At 69.4% G+C, this 18,792-nt stretch carries 17 protein-coding genes and 1 other RNA gene; 12 read left to right on the forward strand and 6 right to left on the reverse strand.

The window, feature by feature from the left end; all coding sequences use genetic code 11:
• Window positions 1-25: 25 nt before the first annotated feature.
• The 3 genes from Q0581_RS08745 to Q0581_RS08755 all read right to left on the reverse strand — a co-directional run bounded on the left by Q0581_RS08745 (window position 26) and on the right by Q0581_RS08755 (window position 2,767).
• Entirely contained in the window at window positions 26-1,876 is a 1,851-nt protein-coding gene (locus tag Q0581_RS08745; RefSeq protein ID WP_298699465.1) for a DNA polymerase III subunit gamma/tau, read from the reverse strand.
• Between the two features lie 232 nt (window positions 1,877-2,108).
• Window positions 2,109-2,203, reverse strand: an RNA gene (gene ffs, locus Q0581_RS08750) — signal recognition particle sRNA small type.
• Window positions 2,204-2,344: 141 nt separating this feature from the next.
• On the reverse strand, window positions 2,345-2,767 hold the full coding sequence (locus tag Q0581_RS08755; RefSeq protein WP_298699466.1) for a hypothetical protein: 423 nt from the start codon (window positions 2,765-2,767) through the stop codon (window positions 2,345-2,347).
• A 285-nt stretch (window positions 2,768-3,052) separates the two neighbouring features.
• Between Q0581_RS08755 and Q0581_RS08760 the strand changes: the two genes are divergently transcribed.
• The 11 genes from Q0581_RS08760 (at window position 3,053) to Q0581_RS08810 (ending at window position 15,398) form a co-directional block, all read left to right on the forward strand.
• The gene (locus Q0581_RS08760) at window positions 3,053-3,382 is read left to right on the forward strand and encodes a hypothetical protein (RefSeq protein WP_298699467.1); all 330 of its coding nucleotides are present in this window, start codon (window positions 3,053-3,055) and stop codon (window positions 3,380-3,382) included.
• Between the two features lie 4 nt (window positions 3,383-3,386).
• Window positions 3,387-4,064 (forward strand): response regulator transcription factor, encoded by a 678-nt coding sequence (locus Q0581_RS08765; RefSeq protein WP_298699469.1) that lies wholly within the window; start codon window positions 3,387-3,389, stop codon window positions 4,062-4,064.
• Between the two features lie 124 nt (window positions 4,065-4,188).
• The gene (locus Q0581_RS08770) at window positions 4,189-5,511 is read left to right on the forward strand and encodes a sensor histidine kinase (RefSeq protein ID WP_298699494.1); all 1,323 of its coding nucleotides are present in this window, start codon (window positions 4,189-4,191) and stop codon (window positions 5,509-5,511) included.
• 83 nt (window positions 5,512-5,594) lie between these two features.
• Window positions 5,595-6,941 (forward strand): hypothetical protein, encoded by a 1,347-nt coding sequence (locus Q0581_RS08775; protein ID WP_298699471.1) that lies wholly within the window; start codon window positions 5,595-5,597, stop codon window positions 6,939-6,941.
• Between the two features lie 62 nt (window positions 6,942-7,003).
• Window positions 7,004-7,816 (forward strand): c-type cytochrome biogenesis protein CcmI, encoded by an 813-nt coding sequence (gene ccmI / locus Q0581_RS08780; RefSeq protein WP_298699472.1) that lies wholly within the window; start codon window positions 7,004-7,006, stop codon window positions 7,814-7,816.
• A complete protein-coding gene (ccmE, locus tag Q0581_RS08785; RefSeq protein WP_298699473.1) occupies window positions 7,816-8,277 on the forward strand; it encodes a cytochrome c maturation protein CcmE in 462 nt (153 codons plus the stop codon). Before ccmI ends, ccmE begins: the two co-directional genes overlap by 1 nt.
• A complete protein-coding gene (locus tag Q0581_RS08790) occupies window positions 8,274-10,256 on the forward strand; it encodes a heme lyase CcmF/NrfE family subunit (RefSeq protein WP_298699474.1) in 1,983 nt (660 codons plus the stop codon). The genes ccmE and Q0581_RS08790 overlap by 4 nt, the downstream gene beginning before the upstream one ends.
• A complete protein-coding gene (locus Q0581_RS08795; protein ID WP_298699475.1) occupies window positions 10,253-10,717 on the forward strand; it encodes a cytochrome c-type biogenesis protein in 465 nt (154 codons plus the stop codon). Before Q0581_RS08790 ends, Q0581_RS08795 begins: the two co-directional genes overlap by 4 nt.
• Before the next feature lie 168 nt (window positions 10,718-10,885).
• On the forward strand, window positions 10,886-12,091 hold the full coding sequence (locus Q0581_RS08800) for an acetyl-CoA C-acetyltransferase (RefSeq protein WP_298699477.1): 1,206 nt from the start codon (window positions 10,886-10,888) through the stop codon (window positions 12,089-12,091).
• A gap of 17 nt (window positions 12,092-12,108) precedes the next feature.
• A complete protein-coding gene (locus tag Q0581_RS08805) occupies window positions 12,109-14,280 on the forward strand; it encodes a 3-hydroxyacyl-CoA dehydrogenase NAD-binding domain-containing protein (protein ID WP_298699496.1) in 2,172 nt (723 codons plus the stop codon).
• 158 nt (window positions 14,281-14,438) lie between these two features.
• Window positions 14,439-15,398 carry an alpha/beta hydrolase gene (locus tag Q0581_RS08810; RefSeq protein ID WP_298699479.1) on the forward strand — a complete coding sequence of 320 codons (960 nt, stop codon included), beginning with the start codon at window positions 14,439-14,441 and terminating at the stop codon, window positions 15,396-15,398.
• Here Q0581_RS08810 and Q0581_RS08815 read toward each other — a convergent pair.
• From Q0581_RS08815 to Q0581_RS08825, 3 genes are read right to left on the reverse strand one after another with little or no spacing between them, the layout of a single operon-like run.
• Window positions 15,395-16,381: an LLM class flavin-dependent oxidoreductase gene (locus Q0581_RS08815; protein WP_298699481.1), complete on the reverse strand. Its 987-nt coding sequence runs from the start codon at window positions 16,379-16,381 to the stop codon at window positions 15,395-15,397. The genes Q0581_RS08810 and Q0581_RS08815 overlap by 4 nt on opposite strands.
• Before the next feature lie 44 nt (window positions 16,382-16,425).
• Window positions 16,426-17,364, reverse strand: a complete 939-nt coding sequence (locus tag Q0581_RS08820; protein WP_298699483.1) for a pirin family protein — start codon at window positions 17,362-17,364, stop codon at window positions 16,426-16,428.
• Window positions 17,365-17,406: 42 nt separating this feature from the next.
• A complete protein-coding gene (locus Q0581_RS08825) occupies window positions 17,407-17,895 on the reverse strand; it encodes an Lrp/AsnC family transcriptional regulator (RefSeq protein WP_298699485.1) in 489 nt (162 codons plus the stop codon).
• A gap of 143 nt (window positions 17,896-18,038) precedes the next feature.
• Between Q0581_RS08825 and Q0581_RS08830 the strand changes: the two genes are divergently transcribed.
• Window positions 18,039-18,792, forward strand: a 754-nt coding sequence (locus Q0581_RS08830) for a thiamine pyrophosphate-dependent enzyme (RefSeq protein ID WP_298699487.1), incomplete at its 3' end; no start/stop codon positions are given.

Consider the following 18,792-nt stretch of genomic DNA (forward strand, 5'->3'; position numbering starts at 1 on the left):
GCGCCGGGCTGTCTGACAGGTTTCGTCAGTCGTCGTCGGCCGGGTCAGCCTCGTCCGGGATGACCGGCAGTTCGACGGTCTTGGCCAGGGTCTTGATTTCGCCGACCTTGGCGCCCGGGAAGGCGTCCAGCACCGCCCTGACGAAGGGATCCTCGGCCACCTCGGCCCGCTCCTGGGCGCGGCCGCGGCGTTCCTGTTCGATCAGGGTCTCGCCCCCGCCCTGGCCGTTGGCGGCAATCAGCCAGGTCTTGCCGGTCCAGTCCTTCAACCGCCCCGCCAGGCGCCGGGCCAGATCGGCCGGGGCGTTAGCGCCGCTTTCATAGACGATGGCGCCGGGCTTGAAGCTGACCAGCTTCACATGCTGCTGCACGTCCAGCTGCAGCTTGATCTCGCGCTTTTCCCCGATCAGGGCGACCACGGCGTCAAAGGTCTGGGGGTCCGGCAGGGCGGGCGCCGCGACGGGTCGGGCCGCCAGCTGGGCCGAGGCGCCGCCCCCGCCCCCACTGCCGCCGCGCGGGGCGGACCCGCCGCCGGGGCCGCCGGTGATCGGCTCGCCTGCATGCAGCCGCTTCAGCGCCTCTTCCGGGCCGGGCAGGTCGGCGGCGTAGGCCAGGCGCACGATGGCCATTTCCACCGCATCGGCCGGGTTGGGCGCGCGCCGAACCTCGTCCAGGGCCTTCAGCAGCATGGACCAGGTCCGCGACAGGGTTCCGGCCGGAATGGCCGCGCCCAGGGCGGCCAGCTTCTGGGCCTGGTCATTGGGCAGACGCGTCGCCTGCGGACCCAGCATCTTGGCCACCGAGGCGGCGTGACAGTGTTCCAGAAGATCATTGGTGATCTGCACCGGATCGGCGCCGAAGCCATAAAGGGTGCGGAACGCCTCCAGCGCCTCGGGCGTGCGGCCGGCCATGATGGATTCGAACAGCTGGATCGTCTGGCTGCGGTCGGCCAGGCCCAGCATGTCACGCACCAGATCGGTTCTGACCGTCTCGCCCCGCTCGCCCTGAACCAGGGCCTGATCCAGCAGCGACAGGCCGTCGCGCACCGAGCCTTCGGCCGAGCGGGCGATCAGGGCCAGGGCCTCCTGCTCGATCTTCATGCCTTCCTTGTCGGCGATGCGGGCCAGGTGTTCGACCAGAACCTCGGGCTCGACCCGGCGCAGGTCGAAACGCTGACAGCGGCTCAGGATCGTCACCGGCACCTTGCGTATCTCGGTGGTGGCGAAGATGAATTTGGCGTGGGGCGGCGGTTCTTCCAGCGTTTTCAGCAGGGCGTTGAACGCCTGGGTCGACAGCATGTGGACTTCGTCCAGCACATAGACCTTGTAGCGCGCCTCGACGGGCGCGTAGCGGACGCTGTCCAGGATGTCGCGGATGTCGTTGACGCCGGTATGGCTGGCGGCGTCCATCTCCATCACATCCATGTGCTGGCCGGCCATGATGGCGGCGTCGTGCCGCCCGTCGGGGCTCAGGGCCAGGGACGGCCGGTCGATCGTATCGGTTTCGTTGTTCAGGGCGCGGGCCAGAAGGCGGGCCGTGGTCGTCTTGCCCACCCCGCGCACGCCGGTCAGCATGAAGGCGTGGGCGATGCGGCCGGTGGCGAAGGCGTTGGTCAGGGTGCGAACCATCGCCTCCTGCCCGATCAGGTCCTCGAACGCGCGGGGCCGGTATTTGCGGGCCAGGACGGTGTAGGCCTCATCCGCGTCGCCGGTCGCAGCGGCGGGTTCGGGAGCGGCGGTCTTGGCGGGCTTGGTTTCGGGTTCAGGCGCCGGTTCGGGCGGGGCGCCAAACATGTCGTCGGTGTTCTCGTCGCGGACGGCGCTGTCCGCGTCCTCCTCCCAGGGAGGCCCATCGAGATTCGGATCGACGTCGCTCATGAGACCGTCCTAGCGCGTCCTCCCAACCCCGTCATCCTCGGGCTTGACCCGAGGATCAGAAGAAGCACGACTTGGGCGGGGATGATTTTGCAGGGACCGCCTGACCGGCGACGTCGAGCCTCGCGGACGGTCTGATCCTCGGGTCAAGCCCGAGGATGACGGAGGATGATGCAGGAAACCCGCCCTCAAGCAGGGAGCGACCGCGTCGCGAGCGTTAGGGCGAAAAATCAGGAAAGGGTGGAGACCGCGACCCAAAGGGTGTTCGTTGTGGCTGCTGCCTTCCGGCCCTGACCAGGTTGGCGAAGCCTTCGCCCGCGATCTCCAAGCGGGGATATGGCGCGGGCCGCGTGGCGAATCAAGCCTTGCCGCCCTCTGGCAAACGAAGAAGACGCGACCCTTGCGGATCGCGTCTTCCGGTTCGGCGCCCCTCAAGGGGAGGGGATCGGGGCGCCGTCGCCTGTTCGCCGTTTAGTAGCGGCGGCCGTCGCGGCGGTCGTCACGACGGTGGTCGCGACGGTGGTCGCGGTCGCGGCTTTCGTAGCGGATCTTGGCCGACAGACGGTCGAAGCGGCGATCCAGGTCGTTGCGCTCCCACTGGGTCAGGCCGCCGCGGCGATAGTTGGCCTCCAGACGGGCGATCTGGTTGAACTCGGCCCGCAGGTTGACCGCCTCGCGACGGGTGATCGAGCCATAGCGCACGCCCTGGTCGATGCGGCGTTCCAGGTTGGCCTGGCGCTGGTTGATCGACTGCCAGCCGCGATAGTCTTGCTGATAGCCGCCGCCGCGCGACGGGCCGTGGCCATAGGACTGGCCATAAGACTGAGCGGCGGCGGGCAGCGCGACCGAAGCCGCAGCCAGGGCGAGGGCGGGGATCAGAAGGGTCTTTTTCATCGGTCGTTCCTTTCGGTTCATTTTCGTCTCCGGGGGTTGGGGCCGGCGGCGATGGGTGCAGATGACCACCCGGCGGCTGAGCCTGATCTGAACGGCGCGCGTCAGTCGGGGTTCATCTTGCGGCCCGGCGCGTCGGGGCCCGCCGTGCGCCCTACGCGCGCGGGCGCACGGCAGGCGCGCGTTCGTTCCCGTCCGGCGCCGAGCATGCGGGCTGGCCTAAGTCGTAAAGGGGCCTAAACTGTCTGTTCAGCCGCTGTTCAGCGGAGGGGGCCTAGAGCGCCAGTCATGTTCCGTAACCGCGTCATCCTTCTGACCGCGCTGGCGACCGCGCTGACCGTCCTTCCGGCGGCGTCGGCGGCCGCCCAGGTGCGCGGGCCCTTCTCCAACTCCCTGCGCCAGGATCAGGCGCGCGACGAGGTGCGCGAGGGCCAGCGCGTGGATCTGAGCGAAGTGGTGCGCCGCGTCTCCTCGGGCCGTCAGGGCCGGATGCTGGGCGTCAGCGAGCGCGGCTCGGGCGACCGGTTGACCTATGTCATTCGCTGGGAATACCCCGGCGGGCGCGTGGCCGACATCATGGTCGACGGGCGCACCGGCCGGATCATAGGGGAACGCTGACGCCATGCGCGTGCTGCTTGTCGAAGACGATGTCGATCTGTCGCGCCAGCTGAAGGGGGCGCTGTCCGACGCCGGATACGCCGTCGACCACGCCGCCGACGGCGAAGAGGCGCACTATCTGGGCGACACCGAACCCTATGATGTGATCGTGCTGGACCTGGGCCTGCCCAAGATCGACGGCGTGTCGGTGCTGGAGCGCTGGCGCCGCGAAGGGCGCACGACGCCGGTTCTGATCCTGACCGCGCGCGGCGCCTGGTCGGACAAGGTGTCGGGCTTCGACGCCGGAGCCGACGACTATCTGACCAAGCCCTTCCATACCGAAGAACTGCTGGCCCGTCTGCGCGCCCTGCTGCGGCGCTCGGCCGGTCATGCGGCGGCGACCCTGACGTGCGGCGCCCTGCGGCTGGACCCGCGCGCGGCCCGCGCCAGCGTCGATGGCGAGCCGCTGCGCCTGACGTCGCTGGAATACCGGCTGCTGCACTACATGATGATGCACCAGGGCCGGGTCATCAGCCGGACCGAGCTGGTGGAACACCTGTACGACCAGGATTTCGACCGCGATTCCAACACCATCGAGGTGTTCGTCGGCCGCTTGCGCAAGAAGATCGGCTCCGACCGGATCGAGACGGTGCGCGGCCTGGGCTATCGTCTGGCGCCGCTGGCGGGCGAAGAGGCGGCGTGACCGCGTGAGCGAGGCTCAGGCCGCGGCCGAACCCCGCAAAGGCGTGGCGCGCAACTGGTTGGGCTGGTTCCGGCGGCCCGGACGGTCGCTGACCCGCCGTCTGGTCTGGCTGGCGGCCATCTGGATGCTGCTGGCCCTGGTGCTGACCGGCTGGGGCCTGACGTCGCTGTTTCGGGAATCGGCCCTGCGGCGCCTGGGCGTGACGCTGAACGAAACCATCGACCAGGCGGTTCTGGCGGCCACCGCCACGCCCGAAGGCGTCACGGTCGGCCCGATCCTGGATCAGCGCACGCTGAACATCTACTCCGGCAAATACTGGGCGGTGGCCGAACCGGCGCCGAACGACAGGCTGCGCACCCTAGCCCGGTCGCGCTCGCTGTGGGACACCGATCTGACGGCGCCCGCCGACCTGCCGCCGCTTCTGGCCCGGGCCGGAGGCGAGACCATCAGCTACAACGCCGTCGGCCCGGCGGGCGAACCGCTGCGGGTCGCCGCCTCGATGAAACAGTTGCCGGGACGCGAGGCGCCGGTGGTCTTTCTGGCCGGCATCGACCGGTCGGCGGTGGACGCCGACACCCGCCAGTTCGCCACGGTGACCTGGGTGGCCCTGCTGATTCTGGGCGCCGTTCTGGTGGCCGCCGTCCTGGTGCAGGTGCAGATCGGCCTGCGTCCGCTTTACGGCCTGCGCAACGAGATCGCCGCCGTCCGCAAGGGCCGCAAGGCGCGGATCGAGCGCGACTATCCGGTTGAGATCCAGCCCCTGGCCGAACAGGTCAACCGCCTCCTGGACCACAATCAGGAGGTGGTGGAGCGCCAGCGCACCCACGTCGGCAACCTGGCCCATGCGCTGAAGACGCCGATCTCGGTCATGCTGGCCGAGGCGGGAACGACCGAGGGGCCGTTGCCCGAAATGGTGCGGCGCCAGACCAAGGTGATGCAGGGCCAGGTCGATCACCATCTACGCCGCGCCCGCGCCGCCGCCCGCGCCGCCCACGGCCTGGGCGAACGCACGCCGGTGGCCGAGGTGATCGACGAACTGGCCGTGATGCTGGAACGGGTGTTCGAGCGCCGCAATGTCGAAATCGACTGGCGTGCGCCCGACGAACTGGGCTTCCTGGGCGAACGCCAGGACCTGCAGGAGATATTGGGCAATCTGATCGAGAACGCCTGCATCTGGTGCAAGCGGCGGGTGCGGGTCTCGGCCGGGCCCAGCGGCCTGGGCCAGATGATCGCCGTGGTCGAGGACGACGGGCCGGGCCTGCCCGAGGACCAGCGCGAGACGGTGCTGAAGCGCGGCGCCCGGCTGGACGAAAGCGCGCCGGGATCAGGGCTGGGCCTGTCGATCGTCGATGAACTGGTCCGCGCCTATGGCGGGCGACTGACGCTGGGGCAAAGCGATCTGGGCGGGCTGAAGGCCACGCTGGAACTGCCCGCCGCCGAGCGCTGAGCCGGCCCCGTCACAAACAGGATTTTAACCCCGTTCGGGGCAGGCTGGCCGTGTCGCAGCTTCCCGCGACGGCGGAGCGTTCCATGAACGGCCTGTCGGCAGTCCAGCGAAAGGCGCTGGGCCGGATCATAGACCTGTGCGGGGATACGACCCTGGCGCGTCTGGAGGTCGCCGCCTGCGCCCTGTCGGGGGCGGGGGGCGACGCCCTGGCCGTCATGCTGCGCGCCGAGGGGCTGGATCGCGCGCGTCGCCGCACCGCCTTCGCCCCGCTGCTGCCGCTGTTTCGCCCGCGCGCCGATGGGGTGCAGGGGCTGATCTTTCCCGCCGCCGTCCTGACGGCCGTGTGGCGTGAAGCCTCTGCTCGCCAGGCTGATATGCTGGCGCGGCTGGATGAAGAGGGGCCGGTGACGGACGTCATCGCCGACCGGTTCTGCCTGGCGGCGGCCAGCGCGATCCGCGACCAGGGCGAAACCCTGTGGCCCGGCACCGATGACGATCAGAGGGCCGAACTCGCCAGTTGTTTCGACCTGGCGCATCTGGCGCGGCGCGGCCTGCGGCGCTTGCCGATCTGGATCGACCGCCCCGACGAGGAACAGATCGCCCAGTTGCGCCTGCTGATGCGCGATGCGGGCGCCGTGGCCCCGGACGGGGCGCGCCGCCTGACCGAAATCCTGTTCGCCCATATGACCGAGGCCGCCGCTTGCCTGCGCATCGTGGTCCAGGCCTCGGCCGCCACCGGCCGCGACGGCTTCCTGAGCGACAGCGAGATGGGCGTCTTCGTCGATCGCCTGCTGGACGCCATCGCCGTGCGCGCCGACCGCATCGCGGCCTTCGGGCCCGAGGCGACCCCGGCCGAGATCGAGGCGGTGCGGACCAATCTGGTCTGGTGCGCCTCTGTCCTGAGCGAGCTGGACATGACCGTGCCCATGCCGCCGCATGGCGTGTGGGAGGAACGTACGCGGATTCTGCGCGGCCGCATCGTGTCGCGTCTGCAGGCGCTGATGCGGGCCGTCGAACCGGCTGTCGAAGAGGTGCTGCCGATGGCGCGCGTCCAGATTTCGGGCCGCATGGTCCGGCATGTTCCGCGCCTGGATGCGCCGACCGAAGGCGAGGCCGTGGATCGGGCGCGCACCCTGCTGGACTTCGTCGCCGCTGTGCGCGGTCCGGCGGGGGTGTTCGGCTGCGAGGCCCAGCGCACCAAGCTGGTGGCCGATCTGGATGAGCGACTGACCCGTTATGCCGATGAGGCGCTGGAGCTGATCAACGCCGGCGATGCGCCGGACGAAGCCCATGCCGCGCGCCTGGTCGAATGGGTCGCCGAGGGCCTTGAGCGTATCGAGCGGATCGAGGCGGCGCGCACCGTGCGACGCCGGGTCGCGGTGGCCGGTACGGCGCGCGGGGCCGGGACCGCAGACCGTTCCGCCGCCTGATCCGGCCCGTCGCCGCGACGAAACGGTTTCCTCCGAACCCATCTGCCTCTAGAGGGCGGGCCATGACGGCCTTCTGGATCGTGACCGGACTGGCGACGGCCCTGGCCGCGCTATTGATGCTGGGCGGCGCCCGGCGCGGGGCCGAGCCTGTGACCGAGGCCGATCCCGGCGCCGAGGAACTGGCCGCTCTGGACCGGCTGAAAGCGCGCGGCCTGATGGACGCCGCCGCCTGGACCGCCGCCCGCGCCGAGGCGGGCCGCCGCATCCTGAACGCCGGACGCAGCGCACAGACGGCGGCGCCGCGCGCGGGCGACCGGTTCTGGGTTCTGGGCGGGGCGGGGTTGGCGGCGGCGGCGGCCCTGGCGGTCTATGTCGGGGTCGGGGCGCCGGGTCTGGCGGACCAGCCGTTCGACCGACGCGTTCAGGACTGGGCCGCGCAGCCCCAGATGCTGGACGCCCAGCAGCTGGCCGCCGTGGTCGAACAGGCGGTGCGCGACACGCCCGACGATCCGCAGGCGCTGCGGATGCTGGGCGCGGCCCGGTTCGAGGCGGGCGATCCGGTCGGGGCGGCCTCGGCCTTCCGCCGGGTTCTGGCCCTGGCGCCCGACGACGCCCAGAGCTGGGCGCGGCTGGGCGAAAGCCTGGTGCGGGCCAATCAGGGAACCGTGGGCGCCGACGCCGAGGCGGCCTTCACCCAGGCGCTTAACCGCGACCCGGACCAGCTGGGCGCGCGCTATTTCCTGGGCGAGGCGGCCATGGCGCGCGGCGATGTCGCCCGAACCCGTGCGATGTGGGGGCCGCTGATCGCCGCCCTGGACCCTGCCGATCCGCGCCGGGTCGATCTGGAACGGCGTCTGCCGGCTGGGGGCGTCTGATGGGCTGGCTTCCCACATCGCCCAAGGCGCGCCGTCGCCTGTGGGTCGTGGCCGCCGTGGCGCCGGTGCTGGCGCTGGCGGTCGGCCTTTCGCTGTGGGCCATGCGCGGCAGCGTGACCTATTTCTTCAGCCCGTCCGAGGTGACCGAGGCCGCCGCTCCCGCGGGCCGCAACATCCGCCTGGGCGGTCTGGTGGTGGCCGGCAGCGTGCACAAGAGCGCAGACGGGGTGGTCGCCTTCGTCGTCACCGACAATGCGGCCGAAACGCGCGTGGTCTATCGTGGCGACCTGCCCGACCTGTTCCGCGAAGGCCAGGGCATCGTGGCCGAAGGCGCCTTTGACGAAAGCCGCACCTTCCGCGCCCGTCAGGTGCTGGCCAAGCACGACGAGACCTATATGCCGCGCGAAGTCGCCGACCGCCTGAAGGCCCAGGGCGAATGGCGACCCGAGGCTGGCGCATGACGGTCGAGGTCGGCGCCTATCTGCTGGCCCTGGCCCTGGCGCTGGCGGCGGCCCAGACCGCCCTGTCGGCGGCGGCGCGCGGGCGGCTCAGCCCCGTGCTGGCCGGAGCGGCGAACGGGGCGGCCATCGGCTGTTCCCTGGCGATTCTGGCGGCGTTCGGCGTGCTGATCCACGCCTTCGTGGGGTCGGATTTCTCGGTCGCCAATGTCGCGGCCAACAGCCACACCGACAAGCCGATGCTGTACAAGGTCGCCGGCGCCTGGGGCAGTCATGAGGGCTCGCTTCTGCTGTGGTGCCTGGTCATGGCGGTGTTCGGCGCGGCCCTGGCGCGGGCGCGGGGCCTGCCGTTCCGGCTGAAGACCACGGCGGTGGCGACGCAAGGCGCCCTGACCAGCCTGTTCCTGGCCTTCGCCGTCTTCACCTCCAATCCGTTCGCGCGGCTGGACAGCCCGCCGGTGCAGGGATCGGGGCTGAACCCGCTGTTGCAGGACCCGGCCCTGGCCCTGCATCCGCCGCTGCTCTACGGCGGCTATGTCGGGTTTTCGGTCTGTTTCTCGCTGGCCGTCGCCGCCCTGGTGGAAGGGCGGGCGGGCACGCCGTTCTGGCCCGCCTGGGGCCGGTGGGTGCGGCCGTGGGCGCTGGCGTCCTGGGCGCTGCTGACGGTCGGCATCGCCCTGGGGTCGTTCTGGGCCTATTACGAACTGGGCTGGGGCGGCTGGTGGTTCTGGGACCCGGTCGAGAACGCCAGCTTCCTGCCGTGGCTGGCGGGGGCGGCGCTGTTGCACAGCGCGGTGGTGACCGAACGGCGCGGGGCGCTGGCGGGCTGGACCGTGTTTCTGGCCCTGCTGGCCTTCAGCTTTTCGATGCTGGGCGCCTTCCTGGTGCGATCCGGCGTCCTGACCAGCGTGCACGCCTTCGCCGTGGACCCCGAGCGCGGAACCATGTTGCTGGCCATTCTGGGTCTGACGGCGGGGGCGGCCTTCGCCCTTTACGCCTGGCGCGCGCCCCAGATGAAGGGCGGCGGCCTGTTCGCCCCCATCAGCCGCGAAGCCGCCCTGGTGGTGAACAACCTGTTCCTGACGGCGGCGGCGGCCACCGTGCTGCTGGGCACGCTTTATCCGCTGATCCTGGAGGCGGCGTCCGGCGCGACCATCTCGGTCGGCCCGCCCTATTTCAACGCCGTCTTCACCCCCCTGATGGCCGTGGCGCTGCTGGTCCTGCCGGCCGGGCCGCTGCTGGCGTGGAAGCGGGGCGATGCGGTGGGTGCGGTTCAAAGGCTGTGGGTCGCCGCCCTGCTGGCCCTGGGCGCCGGCGGCCTGGCCCTGGCCCTGTTCCAGCCGCGCAAGGCGCTGGCGGCGGCGGGCGTGGCCATGGGCGCCTGGCTGATCTGCGGGGCCGCGGCCGAGGTCGCCGAACGCATCCGCCTGTTCCGCGCGCCCATGGGCGAAAGCGTCAGACGCGCGCGCGGCCTGCCGCTGGCGGCCTGGGGCATGGCGCTGGCGCATGCGGGCCTGGGGGTCTTCGTGCTGGGCGCCGTGGTCGAGACGGGCTTCAAGGTCGAGACGGCGCGCGCCCTGGCGGTGGGGCAAAGCCTTCAGGCCGGCGCCTATGTCGCGCGGCTGGACGATGTGCGGATCGTCGAGGGGCCGAACTATCTGGCCGAACGGGCGACCCTGACGGTCACCGCCGCGGGCGGCCATGCGGCCCGCACCGTGACGGCCGAGCGGCGTTTCTTCCCCGTCGGCGGCCAGACCACCACCGAGGTCGGGCTGGATTTCCGGGGGCTGGACGACGTCTATCTGACCCTGGGCGAGCGGCGCAGCGAGGATGGCGCCCCGGCCTGGACCGTGCGGATGCATTTCAACCCCTGGGCGCGGCTGATCTTCCTGGGACCGGCGCTGATGGCGCTGGGGGGGCTGTTGTCATTGCTGGATCGCCGCCTGCGGCTGGGCGCCGGCGCACGCAGGCGGGCGCCATGAGGCGCGCCCTGCTGATCGCGGTCGCGGCCCTGGGCCTGATGGCGGCCGAGCCGGCGCCGCCGCCCGAGGCGCCCCTGGCCGAACCGGCGCAGGAGGCCCGCGCCCAGGCCCTGTTCGACGCCATCCGCTGCGTCGTCTGCCAGCATGAGGCCATCGGCGACAGCCCCGCCGGGGTCGCCGCCGATATGCGCCGCCTGGTGCGCGAAGAGATCGCCGCCGGTCGTACCGACACGCAGATCCGCGACGGCCTGGTGGATCGCTATGGCGACTATGTGCTGTTCAAGCCGCCGGTGCGGATGGGCACCTGGCTGTTGTGGTTCGGGCCGTTCCTGCTGGTGCTGGTTGCGGGCGCCGCCCTGCTGCTGCGCGGTCGAAAGGCGACGGCCGAGGCTGCGGCGCTGTCGGCGGATGAGGAAAAGGCCCTGGCCGAGCGGTTGGCGGCCGACGACGTCACGCCCTAATTACTTGACGTTGACGTAAACGTAGGGTTTCTGGCGACCACGTTTCGATTCCGCACCTACGCCCCCAAGCTGCAAGCCGCCCATGCGGTCAGCGACAGGGGCCAGCCCTTGTCCCCTCAAGCAGCGAGGCGCCGCGCGCCGAGCGATAGGGGCCAAAAAGGAGAGATGATGACCGACGCCTATATCTTCGACGCCGTGCGCACGCCGCGCGGCAAGGGCAAGTCCGACGGATCGCTGCACGAGATCACGGCGCTCAGCCTGGCGACCCAGGTGCTGGAGGCGATCCGCGACCGCAACGGTCTGGACACCGGTCGCGTGGACGACGTCATCCTGGGCTGCGTCTCGCCCGTGGGCGAACAGGGCGCCGACATCGCCCGCACCGCCGTGCTGAACGCCGGCTGGGCCCAGACCACGGCGGGCGTTCAGGTCAACCGTTTCTGCGCCTCGGGCCTGGAAGCGGTGAACATGGCGGCGGCCAAGGTGAAATCCGGCGAGGCCGACTTCGCCGTCGGCGGCGGGGTCGAGGCCATGAGCCGCGTGCCGATGGGCAGCGACGGCGGCGCCTGGCCGGTCGATCCGACCAGCGCCTTCAAGACCTATTTCGTGCCCCAGGGCGTCTCGGCCGACATGATCGCCTCCAAATGGGGCTTCAGCCGCACCGACGTGGACGCCTATTCGGTCGAAAGCCACAAACGCTCGGCCCGGTCGTGGGAAGAAGGCCGGTTCAACAAGTCGGTCGTGCCGGTCAAGAACCAGCTGGGCCTGGTCCAGCTGGACCGCGACGAGACCATTCGTCCGAACACGGACATGCAGACCCTGGCCGGTCTGAAGCCGTCTTTCGCCATGATGGGCGAAATGGCTTTCGACGCCGTGATCCAGCAGCGTTATCCCGAGGTGGCGCGGGTCGATCACGTCCATACGCCGGGCAACAGCTCGGGCATCGTCGATGGCGCCGCCGGCGTGCTGATCGGCACGCTGGAGGCGGGCAAGGCCCTGGGCCTGAAGCCGCGTGCGCGCATCAAGGGCGCCGCCTCGATCGGCTCGGAGCCTTCGATCATGCTGACCGGGCCGGAGTTCGTGGCCAACAAGCTGCTGGGCAAGCTGGGCATGACCGCAGCCGACATCGACCTGTGGGAGCTGAACGAGGCCTTCGCGGCCGTGGTGCTGCGCTTCATGCAGGCGCTGGACATCCCGCACGACAAGATGAACGTCTGCGGCGGCGCCATCGCCATGGGCCACCCCCTGGGCGCCACCGGGGCCATGATCACCGGCGTGGTGCTGGACGAGCTGGAACGCTCGAACAAGGAAACCGCCCTGGTCACCCTGTGCATCGGCGGCGGCATGGGCACCGCCACCGTCATCGAACGCGTCTGATCCGGGAGCGAATGGATATGGAAAACTTCAAGATCGACGTCGACGCCGACGGCATCGCCCTGATCACCTTCGACGTGCCGGGGCGTTCTATGAACACCCTGACCGCCTCGGTGATGCAGGAAGTGCCCCAGTGGGTCGAACGGGTGAAGACCGACGACGCCATCAAGGGCGCGGTCCTGACCTCGGGCAAGGCGTCCGGCTTCTGCGCCGGCGCGGACCTGGGCGACATGGCGTCCGGCATGCTGGGCGGGGCGGACCTGCAGGCGGCCTATGACGCCGGCTGGCGGCTGAACGGCGCCCTGCGCGCGCTGGAGACCTGCGGCAAGCCCATCGCGGCGGCCATCAACGGCCTGGCCCTGGGCGGCGGGCTGGAGCTGACCCTGGCCTGCCACTATCGGGTGGTCGAGAACGACAACAAGATCCAGCTGGGCCTGCCCGAGATCAAGGTCGGCCTGTTCCCCGGCGGCGGCGGCACCCAGCGGCTGACGCGCCTGATCGGCGTCCAGGCGGCCATGATGGCCATGAGCGAGGGCAAGTCCTTCCGCCCCAACGACGCCAAGGGCGCCGGCGTGGTGCATGAGGTGGTCGAAAAGGGCCAGTCGGTCCAGGCGGCCAAGGCCTGGATCAAGGGCGCGTCCAAGGCGATCCAGCCCTGGGACGAAAAGGGCTTCAAACTGCCCGGCGGCGGCCCCTATCACCCGGCAGGCATCCAGAATTTCCTGGTCGGCAACGCCATGATCAAGAAGCAGTCCTACGGCAACTATCCGGCCGTGCTGAACCTGATGAAGGCGGTCTATGAGGGCGTCCAGGTTCCGATGGACGCGGCCCTGCGCATCGAAACCCGCTATTTCATCAAGACCCTGATGACCCCGGAAGCCCAGGGCATGATCCGGTCGCTGTTCCTGTCGAAACAGGAGCTGGACAAGGGCGCCGTGCGCCCGGCGGGCGTGCCCAAGTCGGACCCGAAGAAGGTCACCGTCCTGGGCGCCGGCATGATGGGCGCCGGCATCGCCTATGTGCAGGCCCTGGCCGGCATCGAGACCATCCTGATCGACCGCGATCAGGAAGCCGCCGACAAGGGCAAGGCCCATGTCGAGGAGCTGCTGAAGAAACGCCTGTCGCGCGGCCAGATCGACCAGGCCAAGTATGACGCCCTGCTGGCTTCCGTCACCGCCACCACCGACTACGACCTGATCAAGGGGTCGGACCTGGTGATCGAGGCGGTGTTCGAGAACCGCGAGATCAAGGCCGATGTGACCAAGCGGGCCGAGGCCCAGCTGGCGCCCGGCGCCGTGTTCGGATCGAACACCTCGACCCTGCCGATCACCGGCCTGGCCGAGGCCAGCGTCCGGCCTGAGGACTTCATCGGCATCCACTTCTTCTCGCCCGTCGACAAGATGATGCTGGTCGAGATCATCCTGGGCGAAAAGACGGGTGAAGCGGCCATCGCCAAGGCGCTGGATTACGTCATCAAGATCAAGAAGACGCCGATCGTGGTCAACGACGGGCGCGGCTTCTACACCAGCCGCTGCTTCGGCACCTATGTGGCCGAGGGCATGGCCATGCTGGAAGAGGGCTACAGCCCGGTCCTGATCGACAACATCGGCCGCATGACCGGCATGCCGCGCGGCCCGCTGGAGATGCACGACGACGTGGCGCTGGACCTGTCGGTCAAGATCGCCAAACAGACCGCCGAAGATCTGGGCGACAAATATCAGCCGCTGCCCGGCTCCGAGATCGTGCGCAAGATGGTCGAAGACCTGGGCCGTTACGGCCGCAAGAACGGCAAGGGCTTCTACGACTATGACAGCAAGCCCAAGGTCATCTGGCCGGGCCTGTCGGACCTGGCGCCGGTGAAGATCGACGATTCGACGCCCGAAATGGTCGCCGACCAGAAGCAGCGCCTTTTGTATCGCCAGGCGGTCGAGGTGGCCCGCTGCTGGGAAGAGGGCGTGATCGACGACCCGCGCGAAGCCGACGTCGGCGCCATCCTGGCCTGGGGCTTCGCGCCCTGGACCGGCGGCCCGATCACCTACATCGACCAGATCGGCCTGAAGGCCTTCGTCGAGCAGGCGGACAAATACGCCGCCCAATACGGCGACCGCTTCGCCCCGCCGCAACTGCTGCGCGACATGGCGGCCAAGGGCGAAACCTTCTACGGCCGCTTCGCCGGCAAGAAGGCGGCTTAACCGCCCTTCTCCCCTTGCGGGAGAAGGTGGGCGCCGAAGGCGCTCGGATGAGGGGGCTGTGTCCGCCCGTTGACCGTCAGACGGATGAGAGCGGATCCCGCATCCCCCTCATCCGTCTCGCTCCGCGAGCCACCTTCTCCCGCAAGGGGAGAAGGACGATGAAGACGCACAGCCTCAAGACCGCCACCCTGACCCAGCAGGTGATCGAGGCCGGCTCCGGGCCTCTGGTCCTGCTGATCCACGGCTTTCCCGAACTGTCGATCAGCTGGCGCGCCCAGATCCAGGCCATGGCCCAGGCCGGGTATCGTGTCGTCGCGCCGGACATGCGCGGCTATGGCGGCACGCTCGGTCCTCAGCGGACCGAGGACCACACCCTCCTGCATCTGGTCGGGGACATGGTCGCCCTGGTCCAGGCGTTGGGCGAAACCCAGGCCGTCGTGGTCGGCCACGATTGGGGGGCGCCGGTCGCTTGGCATTGTGCGCTTCTGAGGCCCGACATCTTCCGGGCCGTGGCGGGGCTGAGCGTGCCGTTCCAGCCCCGCAGCGACAAGGGTCCGCCCATCGCGGCGATGAAGGCCATCACGGCGCGGGCCGGGCTGGGCGACCTCTATATCGTCCGCTTCCAGGACATGACCGACCAGATCGAGTTCGACGGCGACCCGGAAACGGCCCTGCGCAAGATGTTCTGGGCCTATGACGGGGCGACGCCTGCCGACGCCCGCTCGACCGGCTTCATCCCGCCGGGGCGCAGCCTGCTTCAGACCGTGTCGGATGGTGCGACCCGGCCGCCGTGGATGAGCGAGGCTTTGCTGGCGGAATACGTCGCCGCCTTCGCCGCGCGCGGGTTCAAACAGCCGATGGACTGGTATCGCTGTCTGGATCGGAACTGGGCGCTGACCGGGTTCGTGCAGGGTCAGAAGATCACCGTCCCGGCCCTGTTCATGGTGGGCGAAAACGATCCGGTGCGCCACTACGCCGGGCGGCACGAGGCGACGCTGGGCGACTGGGCCACCGACCTGCGCGGTAACCCCGTCATCCCCGGCGCCGGCCACTGGCTGCAGCAGGAACGGCCCGATCAGGTGAGCTGGCTGCTGCTGGAGTTTCTGGCAGGGCTTTAGGTCAGCCCCACGGCCTGGGCGGTGATCTCCAGGCTGCGGATGCGGGCGTCGATGTCGAACACCATGCCTGTGACCATCACCTCGTCCACGCCCGTCTGGCCCACGAAGTCGGCCATTTTGGCCCGCACCGTCTCCGGCCCGCCGATGGCGGCATAGGTCAGGCGGCTGTCGACTGCCGCGATCTGTTGCGGCGTCAGCACGGCGGCGATGTCGTCCACCGGCGGCTTCAGGCGGCCGGGCTTGCCGGTCACCACGGCGGCGAAGGCCTGCTGCATCGAGGTGGAGAGATGGCGCGCCGCCTCGTCCGTGTCGGCGGCGAAGACATTGATGGCGGCCATGGCGTAGGGGGTCTTCAGCGCCTCGGACGGACGGAAGCCCCGGCGATAGACGTCCAGCGCCTGCATCAGCAGCTCGGGCGCGAAATGGCTGGCGAAGGCGAAGGGCAGGCCGAGGTGCGCCGCCAGTTCGGCCGAGAACAGGCTGGAGCCCAGAAGCCAGATCGGCACGCCCGACCCGGCGCCCGGCCAGGCGGTGACGGCCTGTCCCTCGACCGGCGGGGCCAGGAAGGCCTGAAGCTCCAGCACCTCGCGCGGGAACTGATCGGCGGCGTCGAAATAGCGGCGCAGCGCCCGCGCCGTAGCCCCGTCCGTGCCCGGCGCCCGGCCCAGGCCCAGGTCGATGCGGCCGGGATACAGGGCCTCCAGCGTGCCGAACTGTTCAGCCACCACGATGGGCGCATGGTTGGGCAGCATGATCCCGCCCGAGCCGACGCGGATGCGATCCGTCGCTGCCGCCACATGGCCGATGACCAGCGAGGTCGCGGCCGAGGCGATGCCCGGCATGTTGTGATGTTCGGCCAGCCAGAAGCGGGTGAAGCCCAGCCTGTCGGCCGCCTGGGCGTACAGGCGCGTCTCGTTCAGGGCGCGGGCGATATCGCCGCCTTCGACGACGGGCGACAGATCAAGCACGGAATAAGCGGTCATGCCCCGCTAGATCGGGTCGGCCCGTTGCGATTCAAGACCTGAGGTCAGACCGGATGCGTCGGCTTGGGCTTCACGGCTTTCGGCGCCGGTTCCGGCGTGGCGGGCGTGTCGGGCAGGGGGATGAACTCCAGGTCGTCCTCATGCGGCAGGCTCATGCGGCCGGCCTTCCAGTCGGCCTTGGCCTGGTCGATGCGGGCCTGGGACGAGGCGACGAAATTCCACCAGATCAGCCGCTCGCCCACCGGCTCGCCGCCCAGGGCCATGACCGACGACGGACGCAGGGCCTTCACCGTCGGCTCATGATCCGGCGACAGCACGATCATCTGGCCTTCATGGAAGGTGCGGTCACCCACGTCGATCTCACCCCTGGCGACGAACAGGGCGCGCTCGCTCATCCCGCCCTGGCCACGACCCGGCGGGGGGGCGGTGCGCACGCCCTGGGCCAGCTCCCAGTGGACATAGAACAGCGGCGAGGCCGCCGGGGCCGTCGCCTTGGCGCCATAGGCCTCGCCCGCCACCAGACGCGCGAACAGGCCGGCGTTCTCATAGGTCGGCTGGGCGTCCTCGCCCAGGTGGGTGAAGGACGGGTCGATCTCTTCGGCTTCGGTCGGCAGGGCGATCCAGGCCTGCATGCCGTGCATGGCGCCGCCTTGGCTGCGCTTCAGGGGGTCGGTTCGCTCGGAATGGACGATGCCCTTGCCGGCGGTCATCCAGTTCACCTCTCCCGGACGGATCGGCTGGGTGTAGCCCAGGTTGTCGCGGTGAAGAATCTCGCCCTCGAACAGATAGGTCAGGGTCGACAGGCCGATATGCGGATGGGGCCGCACATTGATCGCCTCGGCCCCCGGCGCGAACTCGGCCGGCCCCATCTGGTCCAGGAAAATGAACGGCCCGACCATCCGCCGCGAATGGAACGGCAACACGCGCCCGACCTCGAACCCGCCCAGGTCCTTGCGCCGCGCGTCGATCACCATTTCGATCATGTCAGACCCTCCAGACGCCGTAAGGAGGGGCGCCGATGCGGATTATCCGACGTGCGGCGTCACTATGCCAAGAGGCAGGGCGGTCACATTCTTCACGCCGCGCGTGACAATGTGGCTTTCGCAGTCAGAGACGATGCCCAGCGCCAATAGTTTTTCACGCAGGAATTTGTCGAAGGCGTGCATGTCGCGGGTGATGATGCGCAGCACATAGTCCTCGCGCCCGGTGATGGTAGCGCACTGGACCACCTCGGGCCAGTTGGCGACGTTCGCTTCGAACAGATCCAGATTGTCGGTCGAGGGCAGGTTCAGCTTGACGATGGCGTAGACCTCGAAGTCCAGGCCCAGCTTGGCGGCGTCCAGAAGGGTGACGCGCTTGGTGATCAGGCCCGCATCCTCCAGGCGCTTGATCCGGCGCCAGCAGGGCGAGGCCGAAAGGCCGACGCGATCCGCCACCTCGGCCACCGACAGCCCCGCGTCCTGTTGCAGGATGTCCAGGATGCGAGCGTCGATGGGATCCAGTTCGTCGGCCAATGCGTTTCTCCGATTCAGAATGCCGCGCAATAAAATACCTGAAAACCGGCATAGGCAAGACGATTTCAAGCGAGCCTTCCGTTTCAGGTCATGCTAGATCGCGGGAACGAGGAAACGCTGGCGGATCAACCGGACGGCAGGACATGAAAAAGAACACCCAACCGCTTTCGCTGCGGGTGCCCGAACCCACGGGCCGGCCGGGCGACACGCCGGACTTCAGCCACATCCGCATGGACGCCGCCGGCGTCATGGACCGGCCCGAGGTCTCGACCGCGCCGCATGCCATGCTGGACCACGCCTTCGGCCTGATCCGGGTGCTGGACGACGAGGGCAAGGCCGTCGGCCCCTGGAACCCGCGCCTGGACCCCGAGACCCTGCGCCGGGGTCTGAAGGCCATGATCCTGACCCGCGCCTTCGACGACCGGATGCATCGCGCCCACCGCCAGGGCAAGACCAGCTTCTATATGAAATGCACCGGCGAAGAGGCGATCGCGGTGGCCCAGGGGATGCTGCTGCCGCGCGAGGACATGGGCTTCCCGACCTATCGCCAGCAGGGTCTGCTGATCGCCCGCGGCTATCCGCTGGTTGAGATGATGAACCAGATCTACTCGAACGCCGCCGACCCGATCAAAGGGCGGCAGCTGCCGATCATGTATTCGTCCAAGGACTACGGCTTCTTCACCATCAGCGGCAATCTGGGCACCCAGTATCCCCAGGCCGTGGGCTGGGCCATGGGCAGCGCCTATCGCGGCGACGACAAGATCGCCATCACCTGGATCGGCGATGGCTCGACGGCCGAAAGCGACTTCCATTCGGCCCTGACCTTCGCCGCCGTCTATCGGGCGCCGGTGATCCTGAACATCGTCAACAACCAGTGGGCCATTTCGTCCTTCATGG

The sequence above is a fragment of the uncultured Brevundimonas sp. genome (assembly GCF_937863155.1).
GTDB lineage: Bacteria > Pseudomonadota > Alphaproteobacteria > Caulobacterales > Caulobacteraceae > Brevundimonas.